This is a genomic window from Curtobacterium sp. 'Ferrero' (assembly GCF_002412165.1).
GTDB lineage: Bacteria > Actinomycetota > Actinomycetes > Actinomycetales > Microbacteriaceae > Curtobacterium.
In genome coordinates this window covers 1-25283 of the sequence record NZ_NXIA01000020.1, presented here as the reverse complement: position 1 = coordinate 25283, position 25283 = coordinate 1, and the positions used below count along the sequence as shown (strand labels likewise).

At 69.1% G+C, this 25283-nt stretch carries 28 protein-coding genes; 16 read left to right on the top strand and 12 right to left on the bottom strand.

The window, feature by feature from the left end; all coding sequences use genetic code 11:
• Window positions 1–171: 171 nt before the first annotated feature.
• The gene (locus Csp2054_RS14920; RefSeq protein ID WP_096900247.1) at window positions 172–1836 is read right to left on the bottom strand and encodes an ABC-F family ATP-binding cassette domain-containing protein; all 1665 of its coding nucleotides are present in this window, start codon (window positions 1834–1836) and stop codon (window positions 172–174) included.
• Window positions 1837–1948: 112 nt separating this feature from the next.
• Here Csp2054_RS14920 and Csp2054_RS14915 point away from each other — a divergent pair, with 112 nt between their 5' ends.
• The 8 genes from Csp2054_RS14915 (at window position 1949) to lepB (ending at window position 9471) form a co-directional block, all read left to right on the top strand.
• Window positions 1949–2386, top strand: a complete 438-nt coding sequence (locus Csp2054_RS14915; protein WP_176491741.1) for an HIT family protein — start codon at window positions 1949–1951, stop codon at window positions 2384–2386.
• A gap of 35 nt (window positions 2387–2421) precedes the next feature.
• Window positions 2422–2721 carry a hypothetical protein gene (locus Csp2054_RS14910; RefSeq protein WP_096900246.1) on the top strand — a complete coding sequence of 100 codons (300 nt, stop codon included), beginning with the start codon at window positions 2422–2424 and terminating at the stop codon, window positions 2719–2721.
• Window positions 2722–2970: 249 nt separating this feature from the next.
• Window positions 2971–3405 (top strand): hypothetical protein, encoded by a 435-nt coding sequence (locus Csp2054_RS14905; RefSeq protein WP_141399287.1) that lies wholly within the window; start codon window positions 2971–2973, stop codon window positions 3403–3405.
• A complete protein-coding gene (locus tag Csp2054_RS14900) occupies window positions 3402–4007 on the top strand; it encodes a dihydrofolate reductase family protein (protein ID WP_096900244.1) in 606 nt (201 codons plus the stop codon). Before Csp2054_RS14905 ends, Csp2054_RS14900 begins: the two co-directional genes overlap by 4 nt.
• A gap of 1085 nt (window positions 4008–5092) precedes the next feature.
• Entirely contained in the window at window positions 5093–5608 is a 516-nt protein-coding gene (locus Csp2054_RS14885; RefSeq protein WP_141399286.1) for a GNAT family N-acetyltransferase, read from the top strand.
• A 653-nt stretch (window positions 5609–6261) separates the two neighbouring features.
• Window positions 6262–7749, top strand: a complete 1488-nt coding sequence (locus Csp2054_RS14880; protein WP_096900240.1) for a helix-turn-helix domain-containing protein — start codon at window positions 6262–6264, stop codon at window positions 7747–7749.
• Between the two features lie 239 nt (window positions 7750–7988).
• Window positions 7989–8555 (top strand): GrpB family protein, encoded by a 567-nt coding sequence (locus Csp2054_RS14875; RefSeq protein WP_096900239.1) that lies wholly within the window; start codon window positions 7989–7991, stop codon window positions 8553–8555.
• A gap of 208 nt (window positions 8556–8763) precedes the next feature.
• Window positions 8764–9471 (top strand): signal peptidase I, encoded by a 708-nt coding sequence (lepB, locus tag Csp2054_RS14870; RefSeq protein ID WP_096900238.1) that lies wholly within the window; start codon window positions 8764–8766, stop codon window positions 9469–9471.
• Window positions 9472–9516: 45 nt separating this feature from the next.
• Here the strand turns inward: lepB and Csp2054_RS14865 are convergent, their stop codons facing one another.
• Entirely contained in the window at window positions 9517–10017 is a 501-nt protein-coding gene (locus Csp2054_RS14865; RefSeq protein ID WP_096900237.1) for a DUF4396 domain-containing protein, read from the bottom strand.
• Between the two features lie 120 nt (window positions 10018–10137).
• On the opposite strand from Csp2054_RS14865, the gene Csp2054_RS14860 reads away from it, so the two are divergent.
• The 3 genes from Csp2054_RS14860 to Csp2054_RS14850 all read left to right on the top strand — a co-directional run bounded on the left by Csp2054_RS14860 (window position 10138) and on the right by Csp2054_RS14850 (window position 11950).
• A complete protein-coding gene (locus Csp2054_RS14860; RefSeq protein WP_141399285.1) occupies window positions 10138–10677 on the top strand; it encodes a hypothetical protein in 540 nt (179 codons plus the stop codon).
• A gap of 109 nt (window positions 10678–10786) precedes the next feature.
• Window positions 10787–11386 (top strand): DUF305 domain-containing protein, encoded by a 600-nt coding sequence (locus Csp2054_RS14855; RefSeq protein ID WP_096900235.1) that lies wholly within the window; start codon window positions 10787–10789, stop codon window positions 11384–11386.
• A 312-nt stretch (window positions 11387–11698) separates the two neighbouring features.
• Window positions 11699–11950, top strand: a complete 252-nt coding sequence (locus Csp2054_RS14850; protein ID WP_096900234.1) for a DUF6458 family protein — start codon at window positions 11699–11701, stop codon at window positions 11948–11950.
• Here Csp2054_RS14850 and Csp2054_RS14845 read toward each other — a convergent pair.
• Genes Csp2054_RS14845 through Csp2054_RS14830 form a run of 4 tightly spaced genes read right to left on the bottom strand, consistent with a single transcriptional unit; the run spans window position 11944 to window position 15105 of the window.
• The gene (locus Csp2054_RS14845; protein WP_255252768.1) at window positions 11944–13125 is read right to left on the bottom strand and encodes an MFS transporter; all 1182 of its coding nucleotides are present in this window, start codon (window positions 13123–13125) and stop codon (window positions 11944–11946) included. The two genes, Csp2054_RS14850 and Csp2054_RS14845, sit on opposite strands and share 7 nt — an antisense overlap.
• Complete coding sequence (locus Csp2054_RS14840) at window positions 13122–13895, bottom strand: phosphatase PAP2 family protein (protein WP_096900232.1); 774 nt, start codon at window positions 13893–13895, stop codon at window positions 13122–13124. The genes Csp2054_RS14845 and Csp2054_RS14840 overlap by 4 nt, the downstream gene beginning before the upstream one ends.
• A complete protein-coding gene (locus Csp2054_RS14835; RefSeq protein WP_096900231.1) occupies window positions 13892–14539 on the bottom strand; it encodes a DedA family protein in 648 nt (215 codons plus the stop codon). Before Csp2054_RS14835 ends, Csp2054_RS14840 begins: the two co-directional genes overlap by 4 nt.
• Window positions 14536–15105, bottom strand: coding sequence for a DUF2127 domain-containing protein (locus Csp2054_RS14830; RefSeq protein WP_096900230.1), 570 nt, complete (start codon window positions 15103–15105; stop codon window positions 14536–14538). The genes Csp2054_RS14835 and Csp2054_RS14830 overlap by 4 nt, the downstream gene beginning before the upstream one ends.
• 89 nt (window positions 15106–15194) lie before the next feature.
• Here Csp2054_RS14830 and Csp2054_RS18280 point away from each other — a divergent pair, with 89 nt between their 5' ends.
• Both Csp2054_RS18280 and Csp2054_RS14825 read left to right on the top strand, forming a co-directional pair.
• On the top strand, window positions 15195–15338 hold the full coding sequence (locus Csp2054_RS18280; protein WP_176491740.1) for a hypothetical protein: 144 nt from the start codon (window positions 15195–15197) through the stop codon (window positions 15336–15338).
• Window positions 15339–15360: 22 nt separating this feature from the next.
• On the top strand, window positions 15361–16878 hold the full coding sequence (locus Csp2054_RS14825) for a hypothetical protein (protein WP_096900229.1): 1518 nt from the start codon (window positions 15361–15363) through the stop codon (window positions 16876–16878).
• A gap of 9 nt (window positions 16879–16887) precedes the next feature.
• Here Csp2054_RS14825 and Csp2054_RS14820 read toward each other — a convergent pair whose 3' ends face one another.
• From Csp2054_RS14820 to Csp2054_RS14810, 3 genes are read right to left on the bottom strand one after another with little or no spacing between them, the layout of a single operon-like run.
• Entirely contained in the window at window positions 16888–17553 is a 666-nt protein-coding gene (locus Csp2054_RS14820) for a response regulator transcription factor (protein ID WP_096900228.1), read from the bottom strand.
• On the bottom strand, window positions 17550–18608 hold the full coding sequence (locus Csp2054_RS14815) for a sensor histidine kinase (RefSeq protein ID WP_096900227.1): 1059 nt from the start codon (window positions 18606–18608) through the stop codon (window positions 17550–17552). Before Csp2054_RS14815 ends, Csp2054_RS14820 begins: the two co-directional genes overlap by 4 nt.
• Before the next feature lie 17 nt (window positions 18609–18625).
• Entirely contained in the window at window positions 18626–19339 is a 714-nt protein-coding gene (locus tag Csp2054_RS14810; protein ID WP_096900226.1) for a phosphatase PAP2 family protein, read from the bottom strand.
• Window positions 19340–19533: 194 nt separating this feature from the next.
• Between Csp2054_RS14810 and Csp2054_RS14805 the strand changes: the two genes are divergently transcribed.
• Together Csp2054_RS14805 and Csp2054_RS14800 are read left to right on the top strand one after the other, a co-directional pair.
• Window positions 19534–20223, top strand: a complete 690-nt coding sequence (locus Csp2054_RS14805; RefSeq protein ID WP_096900225.1) for a hypothetical protein — start codon at window positions 19534–19536, stop codon at window positions 20221–20223.
• On the top strand, window positions 20223–20777 hold the full coding sequence (locus Csp2054_RS14800) for a GNAT family N-acetyltransferase (protein ID WP_411897158.1): 555 nt from the start codon (window positions 20223–20225) through the stop codon (window positions 20775–20777). Before Csp2054_RS14805 ends, Csp2054_RS14800 begins: the two co-directional genes overlap by 1 nt.
• A gap of 500 nt (window positions 20778–21277) precedes the next feature.
• Here Csp2054_RS14800 and Csp2054_RS14795 read toward each other — a convergent pair whose 3' ends face one another.
• Window positions 21278–21826, bottom strand: coding sequence for a hypothetical protein (locus Csp2054_RS14795; protein WP_096900224.1), 549 nt, complete (start codon window positions 21824–21826; stop codon window positions 21278–21280).
• A 44-nt stretch (window positions 21827–21870) separates the two neighbouring features.
• On the opposite strand from Csp2054_RS14795, the gene Csp2054_RS14790 reads away from it, so the two are divergent.
• Window positions 21871–23316: an amidase gene (locus Csp2054_RS14790; RefSeq protein WP_096900223.1), complete on the top strand. Its 1446-nt coding sequence runs from the start codon at window positions 21871–21873 to the stop codon at window positions 23314–23316.
• Window positions 23317–23643: 327 nt separating this feature from the next.
• Here the strand turns inward: Csp2054_RS14790 and Csp2054_RS14785 are convergent, their stop codons facing one another.
• Both Csp2054_RS14785 and Csp2054_RS14780 read right to left on the bottom strand, forming a co-directional pair.
• Window positions 23644–24426: an ABC transporter ATP-binding protein gene (locus tag Csp2054_RS14785; protein ID WP_096900222.1), complete on the bottom strand. Its 783-nt coding sequence runs from the start codon at window positions 24424–24426 to the stop codon at window positions 23644–23646.
• Entirely contained in the window at window positions 24423–25244 is an 822-nt protein-coding gene (locus tag Csp2054_RS14780) for an ABC transporter ATP-binding protein (RefSeq protein ID WP_096900267.1), read from the bottom strand. The genes Csp2054_RS14785 and Csp2054_RS14780 overlap by 4 nt, the downstream gene beginning before the upstream one ends.
• Window positions 25245–25283 lie beyond the last annotated feature (39 nt).

The following is a 25283-nucleotide window of genomic DNA, read 5'->3' as shown; positions in this document are numbered from 1 at the left end:
CGATCCGCTCCCTCCTGCTTCGGACGTTGCCCCCTGATCGGCCGTCGTCGGCCGTGGCAACGTCAACATCCTTGAGGGAGCGGTCTCCGCTCGCAAGGAAGCTCCCGGTGTTGCCATCCGTTGCCATCCGGTCTGCGTGTTCGGCCGGAGGCGAGCAGGACACCGAGCGGATCAGCGTTCGGTGACCCGGCCGCCCTCCACCCGCCAGTGACGGTCGAGGCGGACGGTCTCGAGCATGCGTCGGTCGTGCGTCACGAGGAGGAGCGTGCCGTCGTAGGAGTCGAGCGCCTGTTCCAACTGCTCGATCGCGGCGAGGTCGAGGTGGTTCGTGGGCTCGTCGAGCACGAGGACGTTCACCCCGCGGGCCTGCAGCAGCGCCAGGCCGGCACGGGTCCGCTCCCCGGGTGAGAGCGCGCTCGCGGGACGTCCGACGTGGTCCGCCTTCAACCCGAACTTCGCGAGCAGGGTCCGGACGTCCGCCGTGGTGTACTCGGGGACCACCGCCTCGAACGCGGCAGCCAGCGGCGCATCGCCCGTGAAGGCCGCCCGTGCCTGGTCGATCTCGCCGACAGCGACGCTGGACCCGAGGGACGCCCCGCCGGTCGTCGGAGCCTGCTTGCCGAGGAGCGCGCGGAGCAGCGTCGACTTGCCGGCCCCGTTCGGACCGGTGATGCCGATCCGGTCACCGCCGTCGACCTGCAGCGAGACCGGTCCGAGCGTGAAGTCGCCCTGCACGAAGGTCGCGTCGGACAGCGTCGCGACGACCGCCGAGGACCGCGGCGCGCTGCCGATCGTGAACTCGAGCTGCCACTCCTTGCGGGGCTCCTCGACCTCCTCCAGCCGGGCGATCCGGGACTCCATCTGGCGGACCTTCTGCGCCTGCTTCTCACTCGACTCGGACGCCGCGCGACGGCGGATCTTGTCGTTGTCCGGGTTCTTCCGCATCGCGTTCCGCACGCCCTGGCTCGACCACTCGCGCTGTGTGCGGGCGCGGGAGACGAGGTCCGCCTTGGTGGCGGCGAACTCCTCGTACGCGTCGCGTCGGTGCCGGCGGGCGATCTCGCGTTCCTCCAGGTACGAGTCGTAGCCCCCGCCGAAGAGGCGGTTGGCGGACTGTGCGAGGTCCAGCTCGAGGACGGCGGTCACCGATCGCGCCAGGAACTCGCGGTCGTGGCTGACGAGCACGACACCGCCGCGGAGCCCCCGGACGAACCCCTCGAGCCGGTCGAGGCCGTCCAGGTCGAGGTCGTTCGTGGGCTCGTCGAGCAGCACGATGTCGAACCGCGACAGCAGCAGGGCGGCGAGGCCGACGCGAGCGGCCTGACCGCCGGACAGCGCGGTCATGAGCGACTCCGGCCCCACGCCGTCCTCGTCCGCGCCGACGGCGAGGCCCAGTTCGCCGAGCACGACCGGGATGCGGTCGTCGAGGTCGGCCGCGCCCGCCGCGAGCCACCGGTCGAGCGCCGCCGAGTAGGCGTCCGCCGCGGCGTCCCCTGCGTCGGGTGCTCCGAGCGCGGCGGCCGCGGCGTCCATGGTCGCGGTCGCGTCGGCACACCCCGTCCGCCGGGCGATGTACGCGGCGACCGTCTCGCCGGGCAGGCGTTCGTGCTCCTGCGGCAGGAAGCCGACGAACGCGTCGGTCGGTGCGAGAGACACGCTGCCGGCGAGCGGCTCGTCGACCCCGGCGAGCAGCCGCAGCAGGGTCGACTTCCCGGCGCCGTTCACCCCGACGACGCCGATGACGTCCCCGGGTGCGACCGTCAGGTCGAGGGAGTCGAAGAGCGTGCGTGCGGCGTACCCGCCGGAGAGTCCCTTGGCGACGAGCGTGGCGGTCATGCGCCAATCGTCCCATCCCGGGGCGCCACCGACGGACCGAGCACCGCCCGGGAGTCTGGCGCCGTCCGGGTCCGGACCGTCGCAGACGTCCACCACCGGTAGCCTGCGGGGCATGACCGACAGCGACGACTGCGACTTCTGCGCGCACCTCGCTGCGGACTCGTTCGACGTCGTGTTCCGTGGCGACCTCGTCGTCGCCGTCCTCGACGCGCACCCGATCAACCCCGGTCACGTGCTCGTGCTCCCGACCCGGCACGCACCCGATTTCGCTGCGCTCGACGACGGCGAGGTCACCGAGCTGGCCCGCGTCGCCCAACGCGCCGACCGCGCGCTCCGCGATGTCCTCGGCCCGGTGGTCGAGGGGACGAACCTCCTCATGTCGAACGGCGTCGCGGCCGACCAGGGGGTGCCGCACGCCCACCTCCACGTCGTGCCGCGCACCTCCGACGACGGCTTCGAGTTCCGTGAGGACACGACCCGGTACCCACATCCTCCACTGGCTCCCGGTGACCGGGCAGCGATCGCGGCGCGCATGGGTGACACGCTCTGACGCGGCCCGTACCGGCGACCCCGTATCCTGCGACGGTGGACACGACACGCTCGTCCGGCACGACCAGGCGCCGGGTGGAACTCCGGATCACCCGACCGCCGTTCACCTGGTTCGCCCGCCCGACCGTGACGATCGACGGCGTGGGACACCCGGCCCAGTGGGGGACCGGGACGTGGGCGGTCCCGGACGAGGGCGGCACCCGCATCGGCGTGTACCTCTACAACCGCGTGTGGCGCTTCGGTGCGGCGACCAGGACCGTGACGGCGGACGACGTCTCGCTCGTGTACCGGGCCGGACCGCTCCCCGTCGGCGCAGGCCGCCTCGACGGCGCCTGACGCGGCAGCGCTGGACCAACTGACGGACTGCGGACGGGAGGCGCGGTGCGGGCCCGACCCGTGCCTCCCGTCCGATCCGGTGTGCGTCCGCACCGTCACTTCCGCACCGTCACTTCCGCGTCGAGGACGCAGCCGAGGGCGGCGGCCGCCGCCGCCGCGCTGCCGCTCTGGGTGGCGGCTGTGCGCGGGGAGCTGGACGGCCGAGAGGATGGAGCAGACCACGCGGGTGCGTCGGTCGGAGAGGACACCGTGTCGGACCACACCAGCAACCCCGGACTGCAGGCGATGATCGAGCGAGCAGGGCGGATCACCGCCGACGAGGCCGAGTCGCTCGACGTCGTCTGGAAGGCGGACGAGGCCATCCTGCTGCCGGAACCGAGTGCATCCCTCGCGATCCAGGGCGGCGCCGACGGTCGGATGGTCACGAACGCCGACCTCGTGGCCGCCTGGCAGCACGCCCTCGAGGCCGCCGGTGCCGCAGGACGCGTCGAGGAGATCGAGGCCGCACAGGAGGCCGGGCGCGCGGTCCGGCACTCGGACGCACGACTCCGGGACCGGGCCGGCGCCGAGGAGGCTGTCCGGTCCGCGGTACTCGCGACCGGGGTGCGCGACCTCGTCTCGGACGACGAGTACGCCACGCTGACGGCCGCCTGGCGGAAGGTGCTCGGGGACGTGAGCCGGTGACCGACACCACCTGCCACATGTCCATCTCCCTCGACGGCTTCGTCGCGGGACCCGACCAACGCCTCGACCAACCCCTCGGCCGACGAGGCGGGGAGCTGCACACCTGGCACCTGCCCGGCGCCGATGTCGGTGCGGCGGACCGTACCGCCGCCGGCTGGCTCATGCGACCCCGCGGCGCGTACGTCATGGCGCAGAACATGTTCGGGCCGCCTCGCCACGGGCGACCGGACGAGTGGACCGGCTGGTGGGGCGACGAACCGCCCTACCACGCGCCGGTCTTCGTCCTCTCGCACCAGGAGCACGACCCGATCGTGCTCGACGGCGGGACGACCTTCCACTTCGTCACTGACGGGTTCGACGCCGCCTACGCCCGCGCCGTCGAGGCAGCCGGTGACGCCGGGGTCGACATCGCCGGGGGAGCCGCCACCGTCCGGCAGGCGCTCGCCGCGGGCGTGGTCGACGAGCTGACGCTCGACATCGCACCGGTGCTGCTGGGGTCCGGGGAGCGGATCTTCGCGGACGGTTCCGAGACGTTCGACTTCGAGCCGGTCGAGGTGCTCCACTCGCCGCTGACGACCCACATCCGCTACCGGCGTCGGTAGACAACGGGCCGTGGCTCCGTCCCGATCGGCGCCGCGGTCGGCCGCCGAGCAGCCTGTCCTCGGCGGGCGAGCTGAGGCCCCGGCCAGGAGGTCGTGGGGTGCCATCAGCTGACTGCTCGTCCTGGTACGAGCTGAGTCTCGGCGGACGATCGGCTCTGGGGAGTGCACATCCCGTCGCAGTGTGCATGTGCACAGCGAGGCGAGGGACGTTGGGTGCGATCGTCGATGAGGAGTGGAGCGACCCGTCGCGCGGATGACGTCACGAGGACGCCCAACCGACAGGATGGTGTGATGTCTCCGCGGGCCAATGTGTCTCCCGTCAGAGGGCGTCTCGGCGCACTGGCGGTGTTCGTTGCGGTCATCCTCGTCCTCGCAGGGGTCGCGGCCGGCGGCGTGTTCTGGGGTGTGTCGGCGATGTCCAACGGGCCCGGCGGAGCAGCAGCGCCGACGCTGGCCGGCGAGTACGGAACGTGTGACGAACATTCCCCGTGGTCCTGCCGAGCGGTGCCGCGTCGCGCCGTCGAGAAGCAGTTCGGGTGAGCCGTACCCGACGTCCGGACAGTCCTCGTCGCGGAAGCGGAGCCAGTAGCAGCCGTGACCGGTACCCCGCAGATCCGAGTGCTGCTGGAAGGGCCTGCCGGCGCAGACGTCAACGCCTGGCTGGCACTGGTCGATGACGTTCACACCTCCGCTGCTCCTTCCGAGGCGCCAGCGCTGGCGGAGATCGGTGTGACGTCCGTTCGCGGTGGCACGAGAGACTTCACGAAGGTGTACTCCGGCGAGTACCACGGCCACGTCTACGTCTGGGCGTACAAGCACCTGTAGCGCGGCTCCGCCGCATCGAGCTGCGGGCAGATCCCGAGTCACCGGTCATGGCCGGAACAGGCCAACCCTTCACGGGCGACTCTGGTGCGCTCCTCGTCGCGCCGGGCCGGCGCAAGACGGCTGATGTGCCGGAATCGCTCGGCCCTGAGACGGTCAGTGAGTCGCCCGCGATCGTGGCCGCCACCTTCTCCGGCGCCCGAGGCGACCGGGCGTCGTGAGGTGGTGAGGAGCGGAAGGACTGCACGAAGTACCGTGAGGTGATGGGGGACGTGTGGCCTGACCGACTGGACCTGCCGCTGACGGGCGGTTCGCTCGCTGCGATCTCGGAAGACGACTGGCCGATCGAGTACGCGCTGAGTCGGGACGCGGAGGTCACCCGCTGGACCTTCTACCCCGCGTCCATGACCAAGACCCAAGCCCGCGACCGATGCCGCTCGTTCGTGACGCGCGCTCGGGAGGGACGGTCGTTCCGGTGGGTCATCTCCACAGGTGATGGTGTGCGCGCGGGAACGTGCGGCGCGGCTCCGCGCGGCGACTCGGTCGACTTGTTCTACGCCGTGCTCTCCGAGCACCGAGGACGGGGCCTCGCGACGGATGCCGTTGGTGCGCTTGCGCGAAGCGCATCGCAACTGTCCTTGAGTCCGCAGCTCGCGATCGAACCCGAGAACTCGGCTTCGACCCGGGTGGCGGTTCGCGCCGGATTCGCATCCAACAGGGAACGGCGTGAACCGGACGGGGTCTTGGTGCGGATCTGGGAGAGATCCGTCACGACCTGACCGGCATCGACGCTCGGTCCGTGACCGGCGGTGGCTGGTCGTCGCAGTTCCGTCTCAGTGGCCGATCGGCGACCTGACGCTCGACCGATCGAGCAGCAGGAGGCCTCTGTCCGGCGTCCGGTAGACCACGGCGGATCAGTGTGTTCCGAGCAGCGTGCCTCGGCTTGATGGGCTTGACTCGACGTCATGGGTGCACGCGACGATCAACCGACCGGATGGGGTTGGGCGCGTTTCTGGTTCTTGACTGCGGTCGCCGTCGTCGTCGGCCTGATGCTCGTCGGTGGTGCAGTGATCGCGGCTCAGGGACGCCTCCTCGGAGGCGATGATGGAGCTGACTGCATGACGAACCCCGCTGCTGTCGGTGCTGTAGTCAGTGAAGAGGTCGGCGTCAGCGTCACCCCGTCGTACTGGCCGCTCGGTACCGACTGCACGCTCTCTAGCCCGTCTGGTCAACACGTGACAATCTCTGAGGCTGATTGGGCGATGACGGCCGTGGCAATGATCGGCGCCGCTCTCGCCGTCGCGCCCGTCGCTCTCCTGCCGCTTACCCGGCGAAGCGCCTCCCGCTCGCCCGTTCGATAGCCGATCGGTCACCGGACACACTCGCAGTCGCGATCGCGGGAGGGGAGAGTCGGGACGGTAGCCTGCGCTCCATGGTCAAGCCTGTCGATGTCGACGTGTTGTCGGCACTGCTGCGTCGTTCCGCGGAGATGCCGGACTTGGAATACAAGTCAACTTGGAACCCAAGCAAGAAGCGGGACCTAGTCGAGCTGTGCAAAGACTTCGCGGCCATGGAGTCCCTGCCCGACGGTGGGTATGTGGTCGTGGGTGCCAACGACGACGGCTCGCCCAGTGGTACCTTCTCGCCCGCCAACCCACGCGATTACGACGAGCAAAAGATCCGGTCGAAGGTCGTCAAGGTTCTCGGTGAGCCCCTCGACCTGAGCGCCAGCCTTCTCACATGGGAAAACTCGACGTATCTGCTGATCGGCATCGGGCCTCACCAAGACGGGCTCCGCATCATGGTGAAGGACGCCGGTCACGAGGGCGGTGACGTATGGCGGGAAAGCGATGTGTTCGTGCGGCGAGGCACATCGAGTGTGCGGTGGAATCAGCATGAGGCCAGGGGCATCCTGGAGCGCATCGTGGCGGTACGCAAGGAGGAGTGGCGAAAAGACATCTTCGAGACCATCCGGCAGGCGTCTCCGAACTTGGATCGGGCCGGCTACGTGGACCTCGCGGCGGACATCCCGGTCGATTCCTTCACTGTTGCGGCCACCGAACTGATTCGACGGCAGGATGCCGTAGGCCTCGACACTCTCGTGCGTCGCATAACGAACACGGCGCGGGGCATCGTCGAGCGAGCACGAGCGAACGGCGACGTCGACAACGAAGCCGCAGCTATCGAGGTCCAGCGCGAGTTCGATCGGCTGAACATAGTCGCAGTATTGACGGCGCGTTACGGCCTCTCCGACCCGTTCGCCGAGGTGATGGAGAGCTACCGAACGATCTACAGCGCGAACGACGATGAGTTCATGCAGTATCCGTCGACCTTCGTGACGAGCCATCGCCTCGTAATGACAAGCGCCATGGCCTTGGGTGCTGCTCTCGTCAACGAGAAGCGCTGGCAGCAGGTCTACGCCCTCGCGCGGCTAGCTCCGATTCACACGCACGATGGCTATTGGACGAGCCTGCTTCGCAAGGCCGAGGTCATGGCGGCGCGCTCCGCACAGGCTCGACGGGACGAGGACCTGACACGGTCCGGCATTATCGCGGAGGCCACCCCCATCGCAGATCGTCTGTTCGCTCTCCTCGACGAGAAGGGGCGAGCGGACACGGTGACGCTGCTGGTGCAGTTCGACGTTTTGCGCGGTATCGCCACTACGGACCCCGAGGACAGCCGACCAGGTGCCTACCCCAATTTCTCGTTCTACCGTTCTGCCCGAGCGGAGCCAGCGTTTCTTGCCGTGCTCGATGATGATCGAGCTCGTTCCGCGTTCTCATCGAGATCCGATGATGAGCTTCGATCCGTCTTTCAGCTCATGGACCAAGGAGCGCGACAGGAGGGGATGATGTACCACGGGTGGCACGGGTTCCAGAACCCGCGCCTGGCTCACTTTGTCGGTAGTGCGCGGGGTTAGAAGAGGCTGAGACCACTCGTCGTATCGGTCGATTATCGTCCATCGGACGAAGGGTGCACTGCTCGGCGTAGCCTCTGCCCATGTTCGCTGCGGGTGCATCAGGGACGTGGATCGCGCTGCCCCTCCTCGGGGCTGTGCTGGTCTACGGCATCGTCCTCGGGATCATCCGCAAGCGAAACGGCAAGGAGTGACCGCCTGCCGATCGGTCACCGAACGCTCGCCGTGGTTAGGTACGGGATGTGATCGAGATCGTTGAGTATCAAGCATCTTGGTCCGCACGATTCACCGAGCTGCGGACTGCCTATGGTGAAGCGCTGCGCACGGCCGGCGCCGGGTACCGATCGATTGAGCATGTCGGAAGCACGTCCGTGCCCGGGCTCGCTGCCAAGCCCATCATCGACGTCGACGTGGTTGTTGAAGCCTCAGACGCCGAGCAGGCCGCCCGCGCGCTCTCTCACATCGGATTCGAGGCGCGCGGAGACCTGGGCGTGCCAGGACGTATCGCGTTCTTCACGCCTGAGAGGTTCGCTCCGAGCAACACCTACGTCATGACTGACGGGTCCCTCGCGCTACGGAACCATCTCGCCGTTCGCGAAGTCCTCCGTGCTGATTCGGAGCTGCGTGACGAATACGCGGCAGCGAAGCGGCAAGCGGCGAGGTCCGCCGGGAATCCGGGAGAGTACCTCGTTCTGAAGAGCGACGTCTTGGACAAGATTCTCCGCCGCGCCGGACTCTCGGCTGAGGAGCGAGCAGAGGTAGCAGATGTGAATCGCTCAATAGCTGCCAGGGGCGCCAAGAGCGGCTGACCGGCCGGTAGCCGATCCGTCTGCGGAGTGCTCAGTCAGGAACCAAGAAGACTGAGTGCCCCAGCAACGGCTACGCCGCCGCCCACGAGGACCGCCACCAACCCGCCGATGATCGCAGCCAGACGTTGATCCTTGTTCATCCCCATGCTCCGAGCTTAAGAGTGTCCGTTAGCCGATCGGCTATCGGACAACGGTTAGGATCGGACTCATGGGGGAGCGCACAGCGGCATTCGGACGCAGGAATTCGAGTGGGTTGCGGTTTCTGCGCGATGTGGTCGTCATCCTCCTCGCGGCGCTATTGGTGTCGTTCCTGGTCAAGACGTTCTTGCTTCGCTCGTTCTACATCCCGTCGGGATCGATGATGAACACCCTGCAGATCAACGACCACGTGATTGTGAACGAACGCGCGTCCCTGCATCGTGGCGACGTGGTGGTGTTCCACGACCCCGGTGGATGGTTGGACGCCGGCGGCGCGGTCGAAGGGCGAACCGCCTCGCCACGAAGCGCGTTCTCTGAGTCGCTGAGCGCGGTCGGACTCGGCGTCGACAAAGACGACGAACTCATTAAGCGGGTCATCGGACTACCGGGCGATCACGTCCAGTGCTGCCACGCGCTCGGTCAGATGGAAGTCAACGGGGTCCCACTCGTTGAACCGTACGTTCGCAGAGCGGCCGGGCAGGCAGCCTCCGGTATCCCGTTCGACGTGACGGTCCCCGCTGGTGAGCTGTGGGTGATGGGTGACAACCGCTACGCGTCGGCCGACTCGCGCGTGCACCAAGGTCTGCCTTCAAAGGGGTTCGTGCCCGAGAGCGACGTCGTCGCACGCGCGTTCGTCATCAGCTGGCCCGCGCAACGATGGAGCTGGCTGAACGACTACCCGTCCGTCTTCGCCGGCACCGACAGGAAACCCCGGTGACACAACGCGACCGGTCCCGGTAGACGATCGTCTATCGAGACCCAGTCAGTGGTGGTCGTGGACGACGGCGTGGCCGAAGCCGCGGCTGATCATCCACCGGTTTACGGGGGTGGTGACCACGAACGCGAGGGCGAGGGCGAGTGCGAGGGATCCCCAGAACAGCCACTGGTTGAGCTGCGCGTCCATCGCGCCGGGGATCGCGACCACGACCGTGTTGTCGATGATCTCCATGACCGCGATCGAGACGGTGTCGGCTGCGAAAGCGACCTTGAACGCCGCTGCGAGTGTCAGGCCGGACTTGATGACGCCGCGCATGGTGAGTGCATAGCCGAAGATGAACGCGAGGACGATCGACAGGACGATGGTGCCGGCGTTGTGGAAGCCAGCAGCGGTGCCGATCACCATGCCGAGGACTTCGCCGATCGCGCACCCGGTGAGGCAGTGCAGCGTTGCTTGTGCTGCCATCGACCACGTCGTCGTTCCGTGCCCGGCGCCGTGGTCGGCGTGCTCGTGTCCGCTCATCTGGTGGTGCTCGTGCGTGTCCATGCTGCTCCGATCTGACGCGGCTGGCGTCAACAGTTCACGTATACCCCTGGGGGGTACCATGCGCTGTAACGCGGAACCCTTCTCTGTGTTCCCGAATCGGCCGATCGCGGCGGGTTCGGTGTGAATCCGGACACCGAGTTGCCGCCGCCGATCGGGGTACCGCACCATAGAAGCGCCCATCCGACCCGTCTGCTCGAAAGACTGATGCTCACCACCACCGCCTCCCCGCGCCGCCGGCTGCTGCTGCAGGCCACGGCGACGCTGGCGTTGCTGCTGCTGGTCGGCTTCACAGTCCTGATGCACTCGATGGCCGGGCACGCCGCCGGCCACGAGCACCCGATGGCTGCTCCCGCGGCCACCGCTGAGCACAGCCTCGTCGCAGCCGCTGGCCACGACGAGCACGCGGCTCCCGTGGCCGCGGTGATGACTGTCCTCACCGATGCGGGCTGTGACAGCGGCCTGTGTGCGCTGATGTGCTCCCTGATGGGGATGGCGTGCGCGCTGACGATCGCGCTGTTCACGTGGGCGCTGCTGCGCGTCCGGACCGGCGGCATCCTCTACCTGCTCTCGCGACTGCTCGCCCTCGCTGACCGGCTACCACGCACGATCGCGCCACCGAGACCCCCGTCACTGACGGCGTTGCAGATCATCCGCATCTGATCCGCCCCGGTGGAGCCCGCATCACCGCAGGTGCGAGTTCCGCATGCCCAGATCCGGGAGGCGTCCGCCTATCCGGAACACCTGACGCATCCACGGGAACGGAAAGATCATGCACACCACCACCACCACGCGCGCCCTCGCGGTCGCGGCCGCACTGACCCTCGGCCTCACCCTCGCCAGCTGCTCCACGGGCAACAGCAGCTCGGAAACGGGTTCGTCGTCCTCGTCGACGTCGGCCGCGTCGGCGCACAACGACCAGGACGTGATGTTCGCGCAGATGATGCTGCCCCATCACAAGCAGGCCGTCGAGATGAGCGACATGCTCCTCGCCAAGGGCTCCGGCGTCGACACCGACGTCACCGACCTCGCGAAGCAAATCAAGGCCGAGCAGTCCCCAGAAATCAACCAGCTCACCACCTGGCTCAAGGGCTGGGATGAGCCAACCGAGTCGGAGCACTCCGGGATGGGGCACTCCATGTCCGGGATGATGTCCGACTCCGACATGGACGACCTTGACCAGGCGTCCGCGAAGGACGCCGCGAAGCTCTACCTCGAGGAGATGATCCAGCACCACAAGGGCGCCGTCGACATGGCCAAGACCGAAGTCACCAAGGGCAAGAACACCGACGCCGTCGCGATGGCGAAGTCGATCGTGTCGAGCCAGACCGAGCAGATCACCCAAATGCAGGACATGCTCGCGTCCCTCTAAGCCCCGGGGTGGCCCCGGTGGGTTCGCCCTTCCCACCAGACCCGCGACCGGCCCCGCGGTAGTCCCCCGTCGCCGAGCTTCAGCGTTGCACGCCCGTGGAGCAGCATCCATGTGCGCCTGTTGTTGCTTTCTTACCGATTCCTGGGTGGGTCCCAGGCACGGTGGTGGCGCTCGCGCAGCGATGTGCTGGGATGGGCGTCGATCAGGTGGCGCCGGAGCGTCTCCCCCCTCACGCTTCGGCGTCACCTGGATACGACCGCCTCGACCACAGGCGGACCAATACTGTCGAGTTTCCGAGGAAGGACACGCATCATGCGTATCGGCTCGAGCATCGCGCTCATCGTTATTGGCGCGATCATCGCGTTCGCGGTCGACTACCAAGTCGCCGGCGCCAACCTGAACCTGATCGGTTTCATCCTGATGATCGCTGGCGTGGTGCTGCTGATCATTAGCCTCGCCGTCGCGTTTGGTGGGCACCGCACCACGACGACGACGCGGTCCGGTATCAACCCGGCATCTGGTGAGCAGATCACGCAGCAGGACCGCCGCGACGGCACCTACTGAGGATCGCGCCGCCGCGGGCTGCGGAGCCCCATCCAGCTGATCAGGGCGGCCCCCGCGGTTGACGCGGCAAGCACGCCGAGCGCGGCCGGGAGCGTCCAGGCGGCGGCGATCACGCCCACGAGGAGTGGCCCGCCGGCGTCGCCTGCTTCCCGGCCAAGTTCCGCGTTGCCCATCGTCCGGCCCATCCGCTCCTCCGGGGTGGCCGCGGCGAGGTGTGCGAATGCGAGGGGGGTGGTGATGCCGATCATCAGCCCGAACGCGATCGCGGCGACGAACAACGTGACCGCGTTTGGGGCGACCGCGAGGACGACCAGCGCAGCCGCCGCGACGAGGAGGCTTGCGGCGCTGCCGGTGCGTGTGTGGATCCGTCCGTCATCGCGGAGCCGTCCGATCTGCGGCTGGACCACGGTCGAGACGAGTGCGAGGACCGCGATCGCCGCGGCGCCGACCACGGCGGGGAGTTCGAGCCGCGTGGCGAGCAGCGGCAGGAATCCGACGGCCACGCCGAGCACGGCTGTCGTGGACGCCAGCACCAGGGTCGGGATGAGGAAGCTGCGGTCGGTCGTCTGACGGACGAGGTCGAGGACGGTGTACCGAGGTCGCGGCTGTACCGGCAGCGACGGCATCGAGACCGTCACCCAGATCGCGGCGACCGCGGCGAGGACCGCGAGCGCGAGGTACAGCGCGCGGATGTCGAACGCCTGGACGAGGACGATGCCGAGGAGGGGGCCGAGGACGTAGCCGAGGCTCTTCCATGCGCCGTAGCGGCCGAAGTACCGGCCGAGGCGCTGCTTCCCGGCGATCCGCGCGACCGCCGCTGACGAGGCGGGGCTGAACGCGGAGGCCGCGGCGCCCTGGCCGAGCCGGGCGAGTGCGAGGACGATGACGGTGGGGACGACGATCGCGAGCAGGGACGCGGCGACGAACGCGACGAGTCCGCCGATGATGACGGGTTTCGCACTGATGCGGTCGCTGAGCGCTCCGAACAGTGGCTTCAGGATCACCTCGGCGATGTCGTAGAGCGCGAGGACCGCTCCGAGGCCGAGCAGGCTCAGGCCGATTTCGTCGGTCTCCGCGCCGAGGACGCTGGCGACGCCGTGGGCGCCGAACGCGGTGGTGAAGCCGGCGAGGTAGAGGGGCGCGAGGTGTCGTGTGGGCGGCTGAGAAGTCGTCACGGGCTCAGTCTGATGGACGACCGAGACCGGCATGTGCTCTGTGACGGTCCGGCGGAGCCGGTGATCCGAGCGGTGACGTGGGTGTCGACTGCGATTGCGACGGAGGTGATCATCATCGACAGCCCTACGGAGGCGGTCACGTCGGTCAGCCAGTGGTACCCGAGGTACAGGCGGCTGAACACCTGGACCGCGATCATGACCGCCGCTATCGAGAAGAGGAGCACCGTCACCCATCGCCGATGCGTCCGGGATGCGATGAGGAACGCGCCGATGAGGAAGAAGTCGCTGGCGCCGAGGACGTGGCCGGACGGGAACGAGAAGGTGTGGTCGGGCCCGAGGAGCATGAGGCCGATTGGGGGCCGCGGGTGCCGGACGAGCGGCGCGGTGAGCTGCGCCGTCGCCACCCCGAGCACCATGCTGCTGGCGAGCAGGATCGGACGCCACGCATGGCGGGCGAGCAGGAACCAGACGACGGTGACGACGAGGACGATGATCGGCATGCCGACGGGGCCGAAGACGATCGCGAGGAACACCATCACGCCGGTCCGGTCCGGCTTCCGCAGGCTGTTGAACCACGTCTCGACCGGCCGGTCGAGGTACTGCACCCCGGAGCGGGTGAGGACACCGACGAGCATGGAGGCGAACACCAGGGCACCGACGATCGCGAGGATCACCGAACCGCGCAGCAGCACGGCCCGCTCCTCAGCGGTGACCGCGTGCCGCTCGAGGGTGAACTTTCTCCCCCACCATCCTCGCTCGACGCTGCTCACCGCTGCGCCTGCGCCTGCGCGTGTGCCTCAGCGGTGCGGCGCCGGCGGCGAAGCAGTGCGCCGATGACCAGGGGCAGGACGGAGACGACGACCACGACGATCATGACCGCGTTGATGTGTTCCGCGATGAGGGGGATGCCACCGAGCAGCACACCGGCCGTGACGAGCAGACCGACCCAGGCGACGGCTCCGACGACGTTCCAGAGCATGAACCGGCCGACGGGCATGCGTGCGGTTCCTGCGGCCAGGGGGACGTAGGTGCGGACGACCGGCACGAACCGGCCAAGGACGAGGGAGATCCCACCCCATCGAGTGAAGAACGCCTCGGACTCCTGGAGTCGCGCCGGTGTGAGCAGGCGGGCGCCGGGGCGAAAGAGTCGACGTCCGACCCGGGCGCCGAGAACGTACCCGATCACGTCACCGACAATCGCTGCGACGACGGCGACGATGGCGACCTGCCAAGCGGTGACGCCGAGGGTGGCGCTGAGGATCGCGGCCGTCACCAGCAGGGAGTCGCCCGGCAAGAACGGGAACAGCACCCCGGATTCGACGACGACCAGGAGCGCGATGCCGGCGAGCACCCACGGGCCGAAAGCGTGCAGCAGCGACGCGGCGTTGAACAGGTGCAGGGCGAGCGGTGTCACAGGGCGTTTCTCCAGGTGGTTCCGGCCGGCGGGTGCCGCCGAGGGGTGCGGGGGGTGCGGCCGAGCATGCTGCGGACGGCGTCACCAAGCGAGCGGTGGTGTCGCCACTCGCGGACCGTCAGGGCCACGATGACGAGGTCGAACAGTGTCAGCAGTGCCAAGCCGACGCTGGGGTGCAGGACGAACTCGTAGCCCTGCCAGATGACGAAGCCACCGAGCGCGGCGATCGCCCACGGGTAGAGCCGGCGGGAGCCGCGGAAGATCGCAGCGACGATGCCGAGCTTCACCAGCCCGTGCGCGATCAGGTACGCCGCCGCGAACAGTGTCGCGTCGGCGCTGAGGGTCGCGACGCCGTGACGGATCAGGTGCGCGAGGAGGTCGTCGGGGTCCTCCTGCAGCTCACCGGCCGTGACCAGCCGGGCCGCTGTCTTAACCTGCGCGGGCCGGAGGAACAGCAGCGGGATTCCGACCACGAGCTCGATGAATCCGTCGATCGCTTTGAACGCGAAGCCGACCAGGAAGACCAGGTCGAACCACCGTTCCCGTGTCCACCGTGCGTGCGTCATAGGAGCAGCGTCGGTCTGGGGGGCTCAGAAACGACTAAGACATGGCCTGCGTAGTTGTCTTACCCGTTTCTGGGGACACAACTCGCACAGTGAGTGACGAGGTGATGGAGATGGCGCTTTGGATCGGGCTCGCGGCGGCGGGTGTCGGTGTGCTCGGTGTGCTGAGCGTAGCGGCCGCGTTGATCGCGGTTGCGGTGGAAGCCGACCGGGAGGGGCTTCTCGATGCTGACTGACGTCCACACCAGTCCTCGAGCAGTGCCCGCTCACCCATTCTGGGCATCCCGGCAGCGGCCGGCACGGCTCATCGCGCCCGGCGCTGTCGGGGTCCTCGGGTTCCTCATTGCGGTCGTCGGCAGCTGGGTGCCGAGCGTCTGGTACGACGAAGCCGCAACCGTGACGTCCGCGACCCGGTCGTGGGCGGCGCTCGGTCGAGAGATTCAGCACGTCGACATCGTCCACGCCACCTACTACGCATTCATGCACCTCTGGTTCGCGGCCGTCGGGTACTCACCGTTCACATTGCGGCTGCCGTCCGCGATCGCCGTCGGCGTCACCGCAGCACTGGTGGTCGTCCTCGGCGTCCGCCTCATCAGCATCCGGGTCGGCGTCGTCGCCGGAGTCTTGTTCGCCCTGCTCCCCCGGGTGACATGGATGGGTGCGGAAGGACGCTCCTTCGCGATCGGCGCGCTGCTCGCGACGGCCGCGACGCTGCTGCTGCTCACCGCGCTCGAACGCACAAACACGTCGAGCCGGCGGGCCTGGCCATGGTGGATCGCCTACGCGGCGGTGTCGTTCATCGGCGGTGCGGTGTTCCTGTACCTGGTGCTCATGACCGTCGGCCACGGGGTGAGCGTCGTCGCAATCCGGCGACTGCAACGACGGTCCTCGCGGGGACCGCTGCTCGCGTGGGCGGTCAGCGCCGGGGCCGCGATCCTGGCCGTGGCGCCCCTGGCCGTGCTGTCGTCGGCGCAGTCGGCGCAGATCTCCTGGATCCGCCACATCAGCTGGCACACCGTCAGCGAGGTGCTCGTCACGCAGTTCTCCTACAAGAACACCGGCTTCGCGGTCCTGCTGTGGGTGCTCGTCGCGATCGCTGCCGCGGCCGCGGTCCGGCCGACCGTCGTGCGGCAGCTCGTCGCCGTCGCGGGACCGTGGGTGCTGGTGCCGACACTGGGGCTGATCGCCGCGTCCATGGTGACGCATCCGCTGTACTCACCGCGGTACGTCGCGTTCGCAACCCCCGCCGCCGCCCTCCTGATGGCTGCCCCAACCGCACTGCTACCGGAGCGGTGGTTCCGGCCGGCGGCAATCGTCGTCGTGGTCCTCGCGGTCGGGCTGACCGCACCGAGCTGGGTCGCGCAACGGACCGTCACGGCCAAGGACGACTCGGCGTGGAGCGAGGTCGCGGCCCTCATCGGACGGCAACGGCTCGCCGAGCCCAGCGATGCCCGCGACGCGATCCTCTACGGCCCGGTGCAGCGGCACCCGAAGGCGACATCCCGGATCATCGAGGAAACCTACCCGGCCGTGTTCGCTGGGCTCCGCGACCCACTCCTGATCAGCCCGGCAGGTGCCGGCGACTCCCTCTGGGAAACGCACCGCCCACTCTCCGACGCCGGATCAGCGGTCGGCGAAGCGTCGACGGTATGGCTGGTGACCGCGACGAAGCCCGACGTACGGGCCACCGTCACAGCAACGCTCCAGCGTGCAGGGCTGCACGAGGCGCAGCAGTGGAAGATCGCCCGGACCTGGGTCATCCGCTACAACCGCTGACGACGGTGGCTACGCGGGGGTGCCGAGCCGGTACCCGCGGCCGCGAACGGTCGCGACGAGGTCCCGTTCGGTCTTCCGGCGGATGTAGTGCACGTACGTGTCGACCGTGCCGAGCTGCTCACCGCGCTCGAACACTGCGGACAGCAGCTGCTCCCGGGTGAACACCCGGTCGGGTTCCGCCGCGAGGATCGCGAGGAGTTCCGACTCACGGTCAGTCAGCGCCACGCGGCCGCTATACGGCGAGTGGACGGTGTGGTCCTCCGGGTAGAACGACCATCCACCGATCTCCACAACCCGGCCGAGAGTGTCGTCGCCGCGCGTCAGGACACGGAGGCGGGCGTTGAGCTCGTCGAAGTCGAACGGCTTCACCAGGTAGTCGTTCGCGCCGGCATCGAGGCCCAAGACACGGTCGTGGACCTCGCCCAGGGCCGTCAGCATCAGCGCAGGAGTCGTCACCCGGAACCGGCGGAGCTCACGGACGACGTCGAGACCATCACCATCTGGGAGCCGCCGGTCGACCACGAGCACGTCGAAGAGCCGGTGCATGGCCGCCTCGAGCGCATCCACCCGCGTCGCGACGAGTTCCACGTCCCACGAAGCGGCGAGGACATCGCGGATGATCGGTCCGAGCCGGGGATCGTCCTCGCCGACCAGCACTCGACCTCGCCCTGTCATGCTCCCAGCCCCCGTCCCACGCGTCGCGTCGTCGCGTCGTCGCGTACGAGCGGCAGGGTGAGCGCGAACACCGTCCCAGTCTTTCCGGTGCGTTCGACAACGACGTCCCCGCCGGCTCGCACCGCGATGTCCCGAACGAGTGCCAGACCGATGCCGTTGCTCGTGCGGGTCGGTTGCCCAGACCCGCTCGGGGTGCCGTGCGCGAAGCGATCGAACACCCGCCGTGGCGCGATCCCGGTGATGCCCGCGCCCTCGTCTCGGACACGAATGACCACCCGCCCGCCGACGACCGTGTTTTCCACCCACACGGCACCGCCCGTCGGGCTGTGGCCAATGGCGTTGTCGATTAGCGCGACCAGGCAGCGTCGCAGCTGTGTCGGCGTTACCCGGAGTAGCGCCTGCCCTGGCGTCACGACGAGGTGCACGTTCCGATCCCGAGCGAGGACCGTCATGTCCTCAGCGGCGTCGGCAAGGGCACGATCCAACGGAGCTTCGGCGCGTTCGTCGGAGCGGCCAGCGGCTGTCGCGAGCAGGTCCTCGACCACCTCCGCCAATGCCCGGATGTCGTCGCGGAGCGCGTCCGCGACGGCCCGCTCCGACGTTGCTGCGGGGAGCATCGCCTGCAACTGCTGGGCGCGTGCGCTCAGCACCGTCAACGGGGTCCGCAATTCGTGGCTGGCATCGGCGACGAACGTCCGCTGCAGCCGGTACGCCTCCGCAAGTGGCCGGACAGCACGGCCGGCAATCAGCCATGTCGCGGCGCCGGCGAGGACGACCGCCGCAGTGCCGACGACGAGGACCGCGATGAGCAGGTCGAACGTGTCCAAGTACACGTGGACGTCTTCCGGCCCATGCCGCTCGAGCTGCTGCGCAGGGGTGAGCTGCCATACCACGTAGACCACGACCAGGACGATCACCGCGAACACGAGCGCCGCGGACACAACCGCCACCCGCAGTCCGATCCGGAGCGCAGACCGCCGATACACGCGACGGTCCGGATCGTGGTCGGTAACGCCCTTCGCCACCGCCATGACCGACTGACCGAGTCGCTTCACCGGATGTCCTCTCACCGCTATCGACGGCTGTCGCCGGAGCGGTGCCGACCAGTCTGCTCCAACCGCGCCGCAGCGCGGCGGAGGACGACGTCGACCCACAGCAGCCGTGCCGCCGGGGCCACCGCTAGCGCCCACAGCACCGATGCGACCACATCAGCCGGCCAGTGCACCCCGTCAATGCACAGCGCCGTCGCGACCGCCACGACGCCCACTGCTCCCAGCAGCGCGGCCAAGCGACGGCGACGTCGGTCCGCGATGAGCATCAGCGCCGCGAGCAGCAGCGCGGTCACGAACACGACGTGCCCACTCGGGAATGACGCATCCACCTGCGCGGGCACGAACGGGTGCGTTAGGCCGTGCGGGCGGGGCCGGCCGACGATGATCTTCAGCGCGGCGGACGGGAGCCACGTCAGCGCGACCACGCCTGCGAACGCCGCCGCGACCTGAAGCTGCCGTGTGCGGGCAAGCACGATTCCGGTGATGACGACCGTCAGCAGGATCGCGGGCACCGGCTCGAACACGGTGTAGACCGCAGTACAGAGCGCTCCAAGAGCGCCGATGTGCAGCACGTTTAGGGTCGCAGACAGCGAAGCATCCGCTGGGAAGGCCCGCACAACGAACCCCACGACCGCGAGGAACACGACCATCACGATCGCCCGTTTTACGGGCACCCTCCACCGTGCCGGCGAAGTGAAGATCGGAAGGACGCGCAGGTCACTGAGGTGGGTCACTCTCCCAGTGGAAGGCCATACCTCCAAGAAACAGCGAAGAACACCCGCGACGAAAGGTGCCGCGCGGATCGCGATCGGTCACCGGACGACCCCACATCTTCGGACCCTGCACAGCCGCATCGGGATCTGTTCCGGCAGCCGCGGTGGAACTGCGCCCTGGATCTCAACCACCGTTGAGGGTGTGGGGTGGCCTCATGCGGATCAAAGAAGCCCTGCTTCCCACACGCTCCACCTCGGCTGTTGTCGCGTTCTTCGACCGACTCGGGTGCGTCGTCACCCGGGACGGTCCGAGTGTGACTGTGAGGATCGGCCTAAGCGAGGTGCGCTTCGTTGAGAGGGACTTCGACGGCTCGCACCACCTCGCGTTCACCATCCCGACCGGAACATTCGCCAGAGCCCACCAGTGGCTCGAACAGCGCACGCCGCTTCTGTCCATCGATGATCGAACGGAGTTCGAAGGACCCGAATCGTGGAACTCACGCTCGATGTACTTCGACGGCCCTGATGGTCAGGTGCTGGAACTGATCGAACGAAGAGGCCTGCCAAGCAGACACGTAGAGTCCTTCACCGCCGCTGACCTCGAATGCGTGAGCGAGATCGGAGTTGCAGTCCCTGACGTCCTCGCCGCCGTGACCACGCTCCGAGCAGCGGGCATCCAGCCCTACGGAAACAAGCCCACCGGCGACTTCGCCGCCGTCGGAGACATCGACGGCCTCCTGATCCTGGTCACGCCCGGTCGCGCATGGTTCCCAACCACCTCGCGCCACGTCGCAGACACTCCGGTGACCGTGAACACCTCCGTCGAGCGGGAACTGACGCGCGGAGCCGGAAAATCTCTTCAGCCCGCGAATGCGAACCCGGCCGAGAGGGCGCCGACGGACTGATGGTCTGCAAGGCTGCGGGCATGCCATGGCCGCGCGCTGTCCGTCTGAAGTCAGACCGACTTGTCCTCGAACGCTTGTCGATCGAGCATGCCGACGTGATGGTGAACGTGCTCGCGCCGAGAGAGCTGTACCGCTTCACCGGCGGCGAGCCGCCGAGCACTGAAGAACTCCGGGCGCGCTACACCCGCCAAGCCCGCGGCCAGTCCGAAGACGGCGCCGCAGGATGGCTGAACTGGATCACCCATCCTCGTAACGGCGGCCCACCGATTGGGTTCGTGCAGGTGACTCTGCACCGGGCAGCCGAGGGCATGACCGCGGACCGCGCCTGGCTCGTCACACCGAGCGCTCAAGGACACGGTTTCGCAACCGAAGCCGCACAACAAGTAGCGATGTGGCTGCACTCGATCCACGTACAGGAGCTCAACGCGCTCATCCACCCGGAACACGAAGCCTCGGCCCGCGTCGCCCGACGAATCGGGATGCACCCGAAAACAATCAGCCACGACGGCAAGATCCTGTGGCGGAAACGGCTCACTGCGACGGGCACGCGCTGAACGTGGTCTCGATAGCCGATCGGTCACCGAACGCGCGCCGTGATTAGCGTGTGACCATGCTCCCTCTCTCAGTCGCGCTGCCCCCAGGGGGCGGAGGCTCCCTCCCCGTCTGGATTTGGATTCCGATCGTCGCGGTCGTGATCGTCGCCGCGGTCATCCTGTTCCTCCGGAGGAGCCGCTGATGACGTCTCGATAGCCGGTCCGCAAAAGGATCACCGCGTCCGTGCGGGGCTTCGGACTTCTACGGTCCCGCTCAAGACCGATTCCTGTCTCACATAGGTGGTCCGCGAACCATCTCAGTGCACGCAGGCCTTCCGGACACCTCGAGACGCACGAAGGCTGGGCTGTGCCCTTGTCGAGGGAGCGCCTCCGTGCTGCCGAACAACGGGCCCATGATCCGCATCTCGGACATGTTGGCTGCCAGTCGGACAAGTCAGCTGGCGGAGGACGGCCGCCGGCGTTGCGTCGGGTGCCGCGGGAGTCGCAAGCGGTGCCGAGGGTCAGTCGGCCGAGCAAGCACCGCTGTGGAGCGACCGCTCCGTCGCGAGGCCGACGGGCGTCGGGATGGTCGTCGTCCGTACGGTGCCGAGCGGCCCCGACCAGGCGAGCTCGACTGCGTCCACGGTCGAGACGGCGACGTCGGGGCGCCGGTGGATCGTCAGCACGATGGTCGAGTCCCCGCGGGGCAGGTCGACGTCGACCGGTGCGACGGCTCGGTGCCCGTCGATGATCCCCTCGTCGGCGCTGTACCCCTCCGTGAGCCGGACGCCGGGCACGATCCGCACCGGCACCGAGCCGTCCGCGCCGTGCACGCCGGTCGCGCGGGCACCGAGCAGGTGTGTCTGCCCGGTCTCGTGCACGGACAGGGTGACGAGGGTGGTCAGTGGGTCACCGCCGTACGCGACGCAGCTCCGACCGAGGTGGGCGTCCCCTCCGCCGGCCTCGCCGACGGTGACGGTCGGACCCGGGCGCAGCACGACGCCGGCCAGCACGGCGAGGACGAGAGCGGCGGCGGCCGAGACGGCGAGTGCGGTGTTCCCCCGGTTCACACCCGGAGCCTACCGGTGTCGGGCCCGACCCCTAGGCTGGCCCGGTGTTCGAACTGCACCACCTGACGGCCCAGGAGCTCTGGGACTGGATCCGTCGCGGCGACGTCAGCGTCAGGGAGGCAGTCGACCACTACCTCGGGCGTGTCGACCGGATCGACCCCGGTCTCGGTGCCTTCGTGACCGTCACGGCGGATGCCGCCCACGACCGCGCCGACCACCTCGGCGAACGCGTGCCGACGTCGAGACCGCTGTGGGGCCTCCCGGCCGGGGACAAGGACCTGTACGACCGAGCCGGCGTCGTGACCCGGAACGGGACGACCAGCCTGCCGGCACGAGCCGCTGCCGCCGACCACGCACTCGTCGCCGCCGCCGACGCGGCGGGGAGCATCAGCCTCGGCAAGACGGCGACGCCCGAGTTCGGCATGTCGTCGTCGTCCGAGACCCGGTTCGGGACGACGCGCAACCCGTACGATCCGGACAGGGCGCCCGGCGGCAGTTCGAGCGGTGCCGCGGTGGCCGTCGCGGCGGGCCTGCTGCCGGCAGCGGTCGGTTCCGACGGCGGCGGGTCGGTGCGGATCCCGGCTGCGGCCACCGGGCTCGTCGGGCTGAAGCCGAGCCGGGGTCGCGTGCCGTCCCTGCCCGGTCGGTCCGGCGTGGGTGGCCTGTCGGTCGCCGGGCCCCTGACCCGGACCATCGCGGACGCCGGCATGCTGCTCGACGCGCTCGTCCGACCGACCGGTCTCGACGAGCCGGAGCCGTACGCCCTCGTCACTCCGGACGTCGGTGAGGGGCCGTTCACCGCGGCGGCCGTCCGGGGTGAGGGGCGGTTCGTCGTCGGGCTGCTCGACGGATCGCCGTGGGACGACACCGTCGAGATCGTGGTCGATCCGGCCGCGCGGGCCGCGGTCGACACCGCGGTCCGGGTGCTCGGGGAGGTGGGGCACGGGGTCGAGGACCTGACGATGCCCCGGGTTCCCTACGCCGACGCCTTCCGGGTGGCGTGGGAGTCGAGTGCGGCGCGGCTGCCCTCGGTGCCGGGGATCGACCCGGCGCAGTTCACCCCGCTCGTGTCGTGGCTGGTCGGACGGGGACAGCGGCTCACGGGGACGCAGGTGCTCGACGCGATGACCGCACTCGACGCGTTCTCGGCGTCGGTGATCGCTGCGTTCGGCCGGTTCGACGCCGTGCTGACCCCGACGCTCGCGCTGACGCCCCGGCCGCTGGGTTGGTACGGCGACGATCCGGAGGAGGACTTCCGACGGCAGTGCGCCTACTCGCCGTGGACCTCGATGGCGAACGTGTCGGGGTTGCCGGCGATCACGCTGCCGGTGGGTGTCACCGGTGACGACCATCCCGACGGCGGCGGGTTGCCGATGGGCGTTCAGCTGATCGGACGCCCGGGTGGTGAGCGGGTCCTGCTCGCGATCGGTGCGCAGCTCGAGCGTCGGTTGCGGTGGCAGCGGCGGCACCCGCCGGCGTGGGGCGCCTGAGCGTTCGGGGCCGGGGCTCGTGGACGGGTTGTGCGAATACGCCGGCCCACGACCCATCACACCCACCGATCACTCACGCTGTTGCAACGACCGACTGAACCCAAGCTGTCGCACGACAGCGGCGTTGTCGTTGGTTGCGTGTGCAACTGTTGCGCGTGCATCATCCGACGAAGCTCGCGTCGTTCGACGGGTGCGATGTCGTTGCTTGCGCCCGCAACTGTTGCGCGTGCATGATCCGACCAAGCTCGCGTCGTTCGACTGGTGCGACGTCGAAGCGCGGTTGTTTCCCGGCGCGGGGCGCCCTACGGCAGCGTCGGCGCGGGCGCCCTACGGCAGCGTCGGCGCGGCCGACACGAGCTCCCGCGTCACCGGGTGCTGCGGCGCATCCAGCAGCGAAATCGGCCCGTGCTCGACGATCCTCCCCGCCGACATCACCGCCACGGTGTCGCACAGCCGCTGCACGACCCCGATGTCGTGCGACACGAGCACGAGCGTGAGCCCGAGGTCGTCCGCGAGCGAGCGGAACAGGTCGATCACTCGCGCCCTGACCACCACGTCGAGGGCGCTCATGGGCTCGTCGCCGAACAGGATCCGCGGTGAGTGCACCACGGCCCGGGCGATCGCGATCCGCTGCCGCTGCCCACCCGAGAACTCGTGCGGGTACCGGGAGGCGGCATCGGCGGGCAGGTCGACCCGTTCCAGCACGGACCGCACGAGCGACTCGTGCGACCCTGGGATGCGCAGGGCCCGCAGCGGTTCCCCGACGATCGCGCCGACGCGCATCCGCGGGTCCAGCGAGGCGTAGGGGTCCTGGAACACCACCCCGGTCTCGCGACGGAACCAGCGCATGGCGCGCGCGGAGGCCGAGGCGAGCACCGGACGGCCGGCGGCCGACACGGACCCGGTGGTGGGCGCCTCCAGTCCGGCGAGCAGGCGGACCAGCGTCGACTTGCCGGATCCGGACTCGCCGACGATGCCCAGGCGGCTGCCGGCGGTGACCGTCAGGTCGATGCCGTCGACGGCGGTCCGGACCGGCCCGGGCTCGAACGGGCCGCGCCGGGGGAGCCGGTAGTGCCGCCGCAGGTCGACCGCTTCGAGGAGTTCGTTCACACCGTGCCTCCGGGCGTGCGGCGGACGGTGGCCCGCGCGGCCGCCACGAGCGCCGCGGTGGCCGGGTGCGCGGGGGAGTCGAGCAGATCGCGCACCGAGCCCTGCTCCACGACGCGTCCGGCGTCGAGGACGACGGCGGTGTCGGTGATCCGGGCGAGGACGGCGAGGTCGTGCGTGACGAAGACCATCCCCGCGTCGAGTCCCTCGAACAGGTCGAGGATGCGGGCCTCGGTGGTGACGTCGAGCGCCGTGGTCGGTTCGTCGGCCACCAGGTAGGCGGGGCGGCCCGCGAGCGCCATCGCGATGCACACACGTTGCCGCTGGCCGCCCGAGAGCTGGTGCGGGTACTGACGGAGGAGCGACGCCGGGTCGGGCAGGCCGACCTCGGCGGCGAGCTCGGCCGCGCGCCGTGCCGCGGCACGACGGTCGAGCCCGTGGTGCAGGCGGAGCGGTTCGGCGATCTGCGCGCCGACCCGTCGGAGCGGGTCGAGCGCGGTGCCGGGTTCCTGGAACACCATGCCGATGCCGGAACCACGGTGGCGTGCGCGGTCGCGGTCCGGCATGCCGACGAGCTCGGTGCCGTCGAGGCGGATGCTGCCGGACACGGCGGCGCCCGACGGCTCGAGGCCCATCAGGGCCAGCGCGGTCATCGACTTGCCGGAGCCGGACGCGCCGATCACGCCGACGCGGCGGCCGGGAGGCACGGTGAACGTCACACGGTCGAGCACCGTCCGCCCCGCGATGCGGACGGTGAGGTCGCGCACCTCGAGCCCGCCGCTCGCGCCCGGCGCGTGGTCCGCGCCCGGCCTGTGGTCCACGACCGCGCCGTCGGCGCGGTGCCCCGTCGTCGGCTCGGT

Excerpts from the sequence above, each read along its gene's own strand:
- Csp2054_RS14920 (WP_096900247.1), bottom strand. The coding sequence starts at position 1,836 with ATGACCGCCACGCTCGTCGCCAAGGGACTCTCCGGCGGGTACGCCGCA.
- Csp2054_RS14915 (WP_176491741.1), top strand. The coding sequence starts at position 1,949 with ATGACCGACAGCGACGACTGCGACTTCTGCGCGCACCTCGCTGCGGAC.
- Csp2054_RS14885 (WP_141399286.1), top strand. The coding sequence starts at position 5,093 with ATGGGGGACGTGTGGCCTGACCGACTGGACCTGCCGCTGACGGGCGGT.
- Csp2054_RS14880 (WP_096900240.1), top strand. The coding sequence starts at position 6,262 with ATGGTCAAGCCTGTCGATGTCGACGTGTTGTCGGCACTGCTGCGTCGT.
- lepB (WP_096900238.1), top strand. The coding sequence starts at position 8,764 with ATGGGGGAGCGCACAGCGGCATTCGGACGCAGGAATTCGAGTGGGTTG.
- Csp2054_RS14865 (WP_096900237.1), bottom strand. The coding sequence starts at position 10,017 with ATGGACACGCACGAGCACCACCAGATGAGCGGACACGAGCACGCCGAC.
- Csp2054_RS14855 (WP_096900235.1), top strand. The coding sequence starts at position 10,787 with ATGCACACCACCACCACCACGCGCGCCCTCGCGGTCGCGGCCGCACTG.
- Csp2054_RS14850 (WP_096900234.1), top strand. The coding sequence starts at position 11,699 with ATGCGTATCGGCTCGAGCATCGCGCTCATCGTTATTGGCGCGATCATC.
- Csp2054_RS14830 (WP_096900230.1), bottom strand. The coding sequence starts at position 15,105 with ATGACGCACGCACGGTGGACACGGGAACGGTGGTTCGACCTGGTCTTC.
- Csp2054_RS14820 (WP_096900228.1), bottom strand. The coding sequence starts at position 17,553 with ATGACAGGGCGAGGTCGAGTGCTGGTCGGCGAGGACGATCCCCGGCTC.
- Csp2054_RS14805 (WP_096900225.1), top strand. The coding sequence starts at position 19,534 with ATGCGGATCAAAGAAGCCCTGCTTCCCACACGCTCCACCTCGGCTGTT.
- Csp2054_RS14800 (WP_411897158.1), top strand. The coding sequence starts at position 20,223 with ATGGTCTGCAAGGCTGCGGGCATGCCATGGCCGCGCGCTGTCCGTCTG.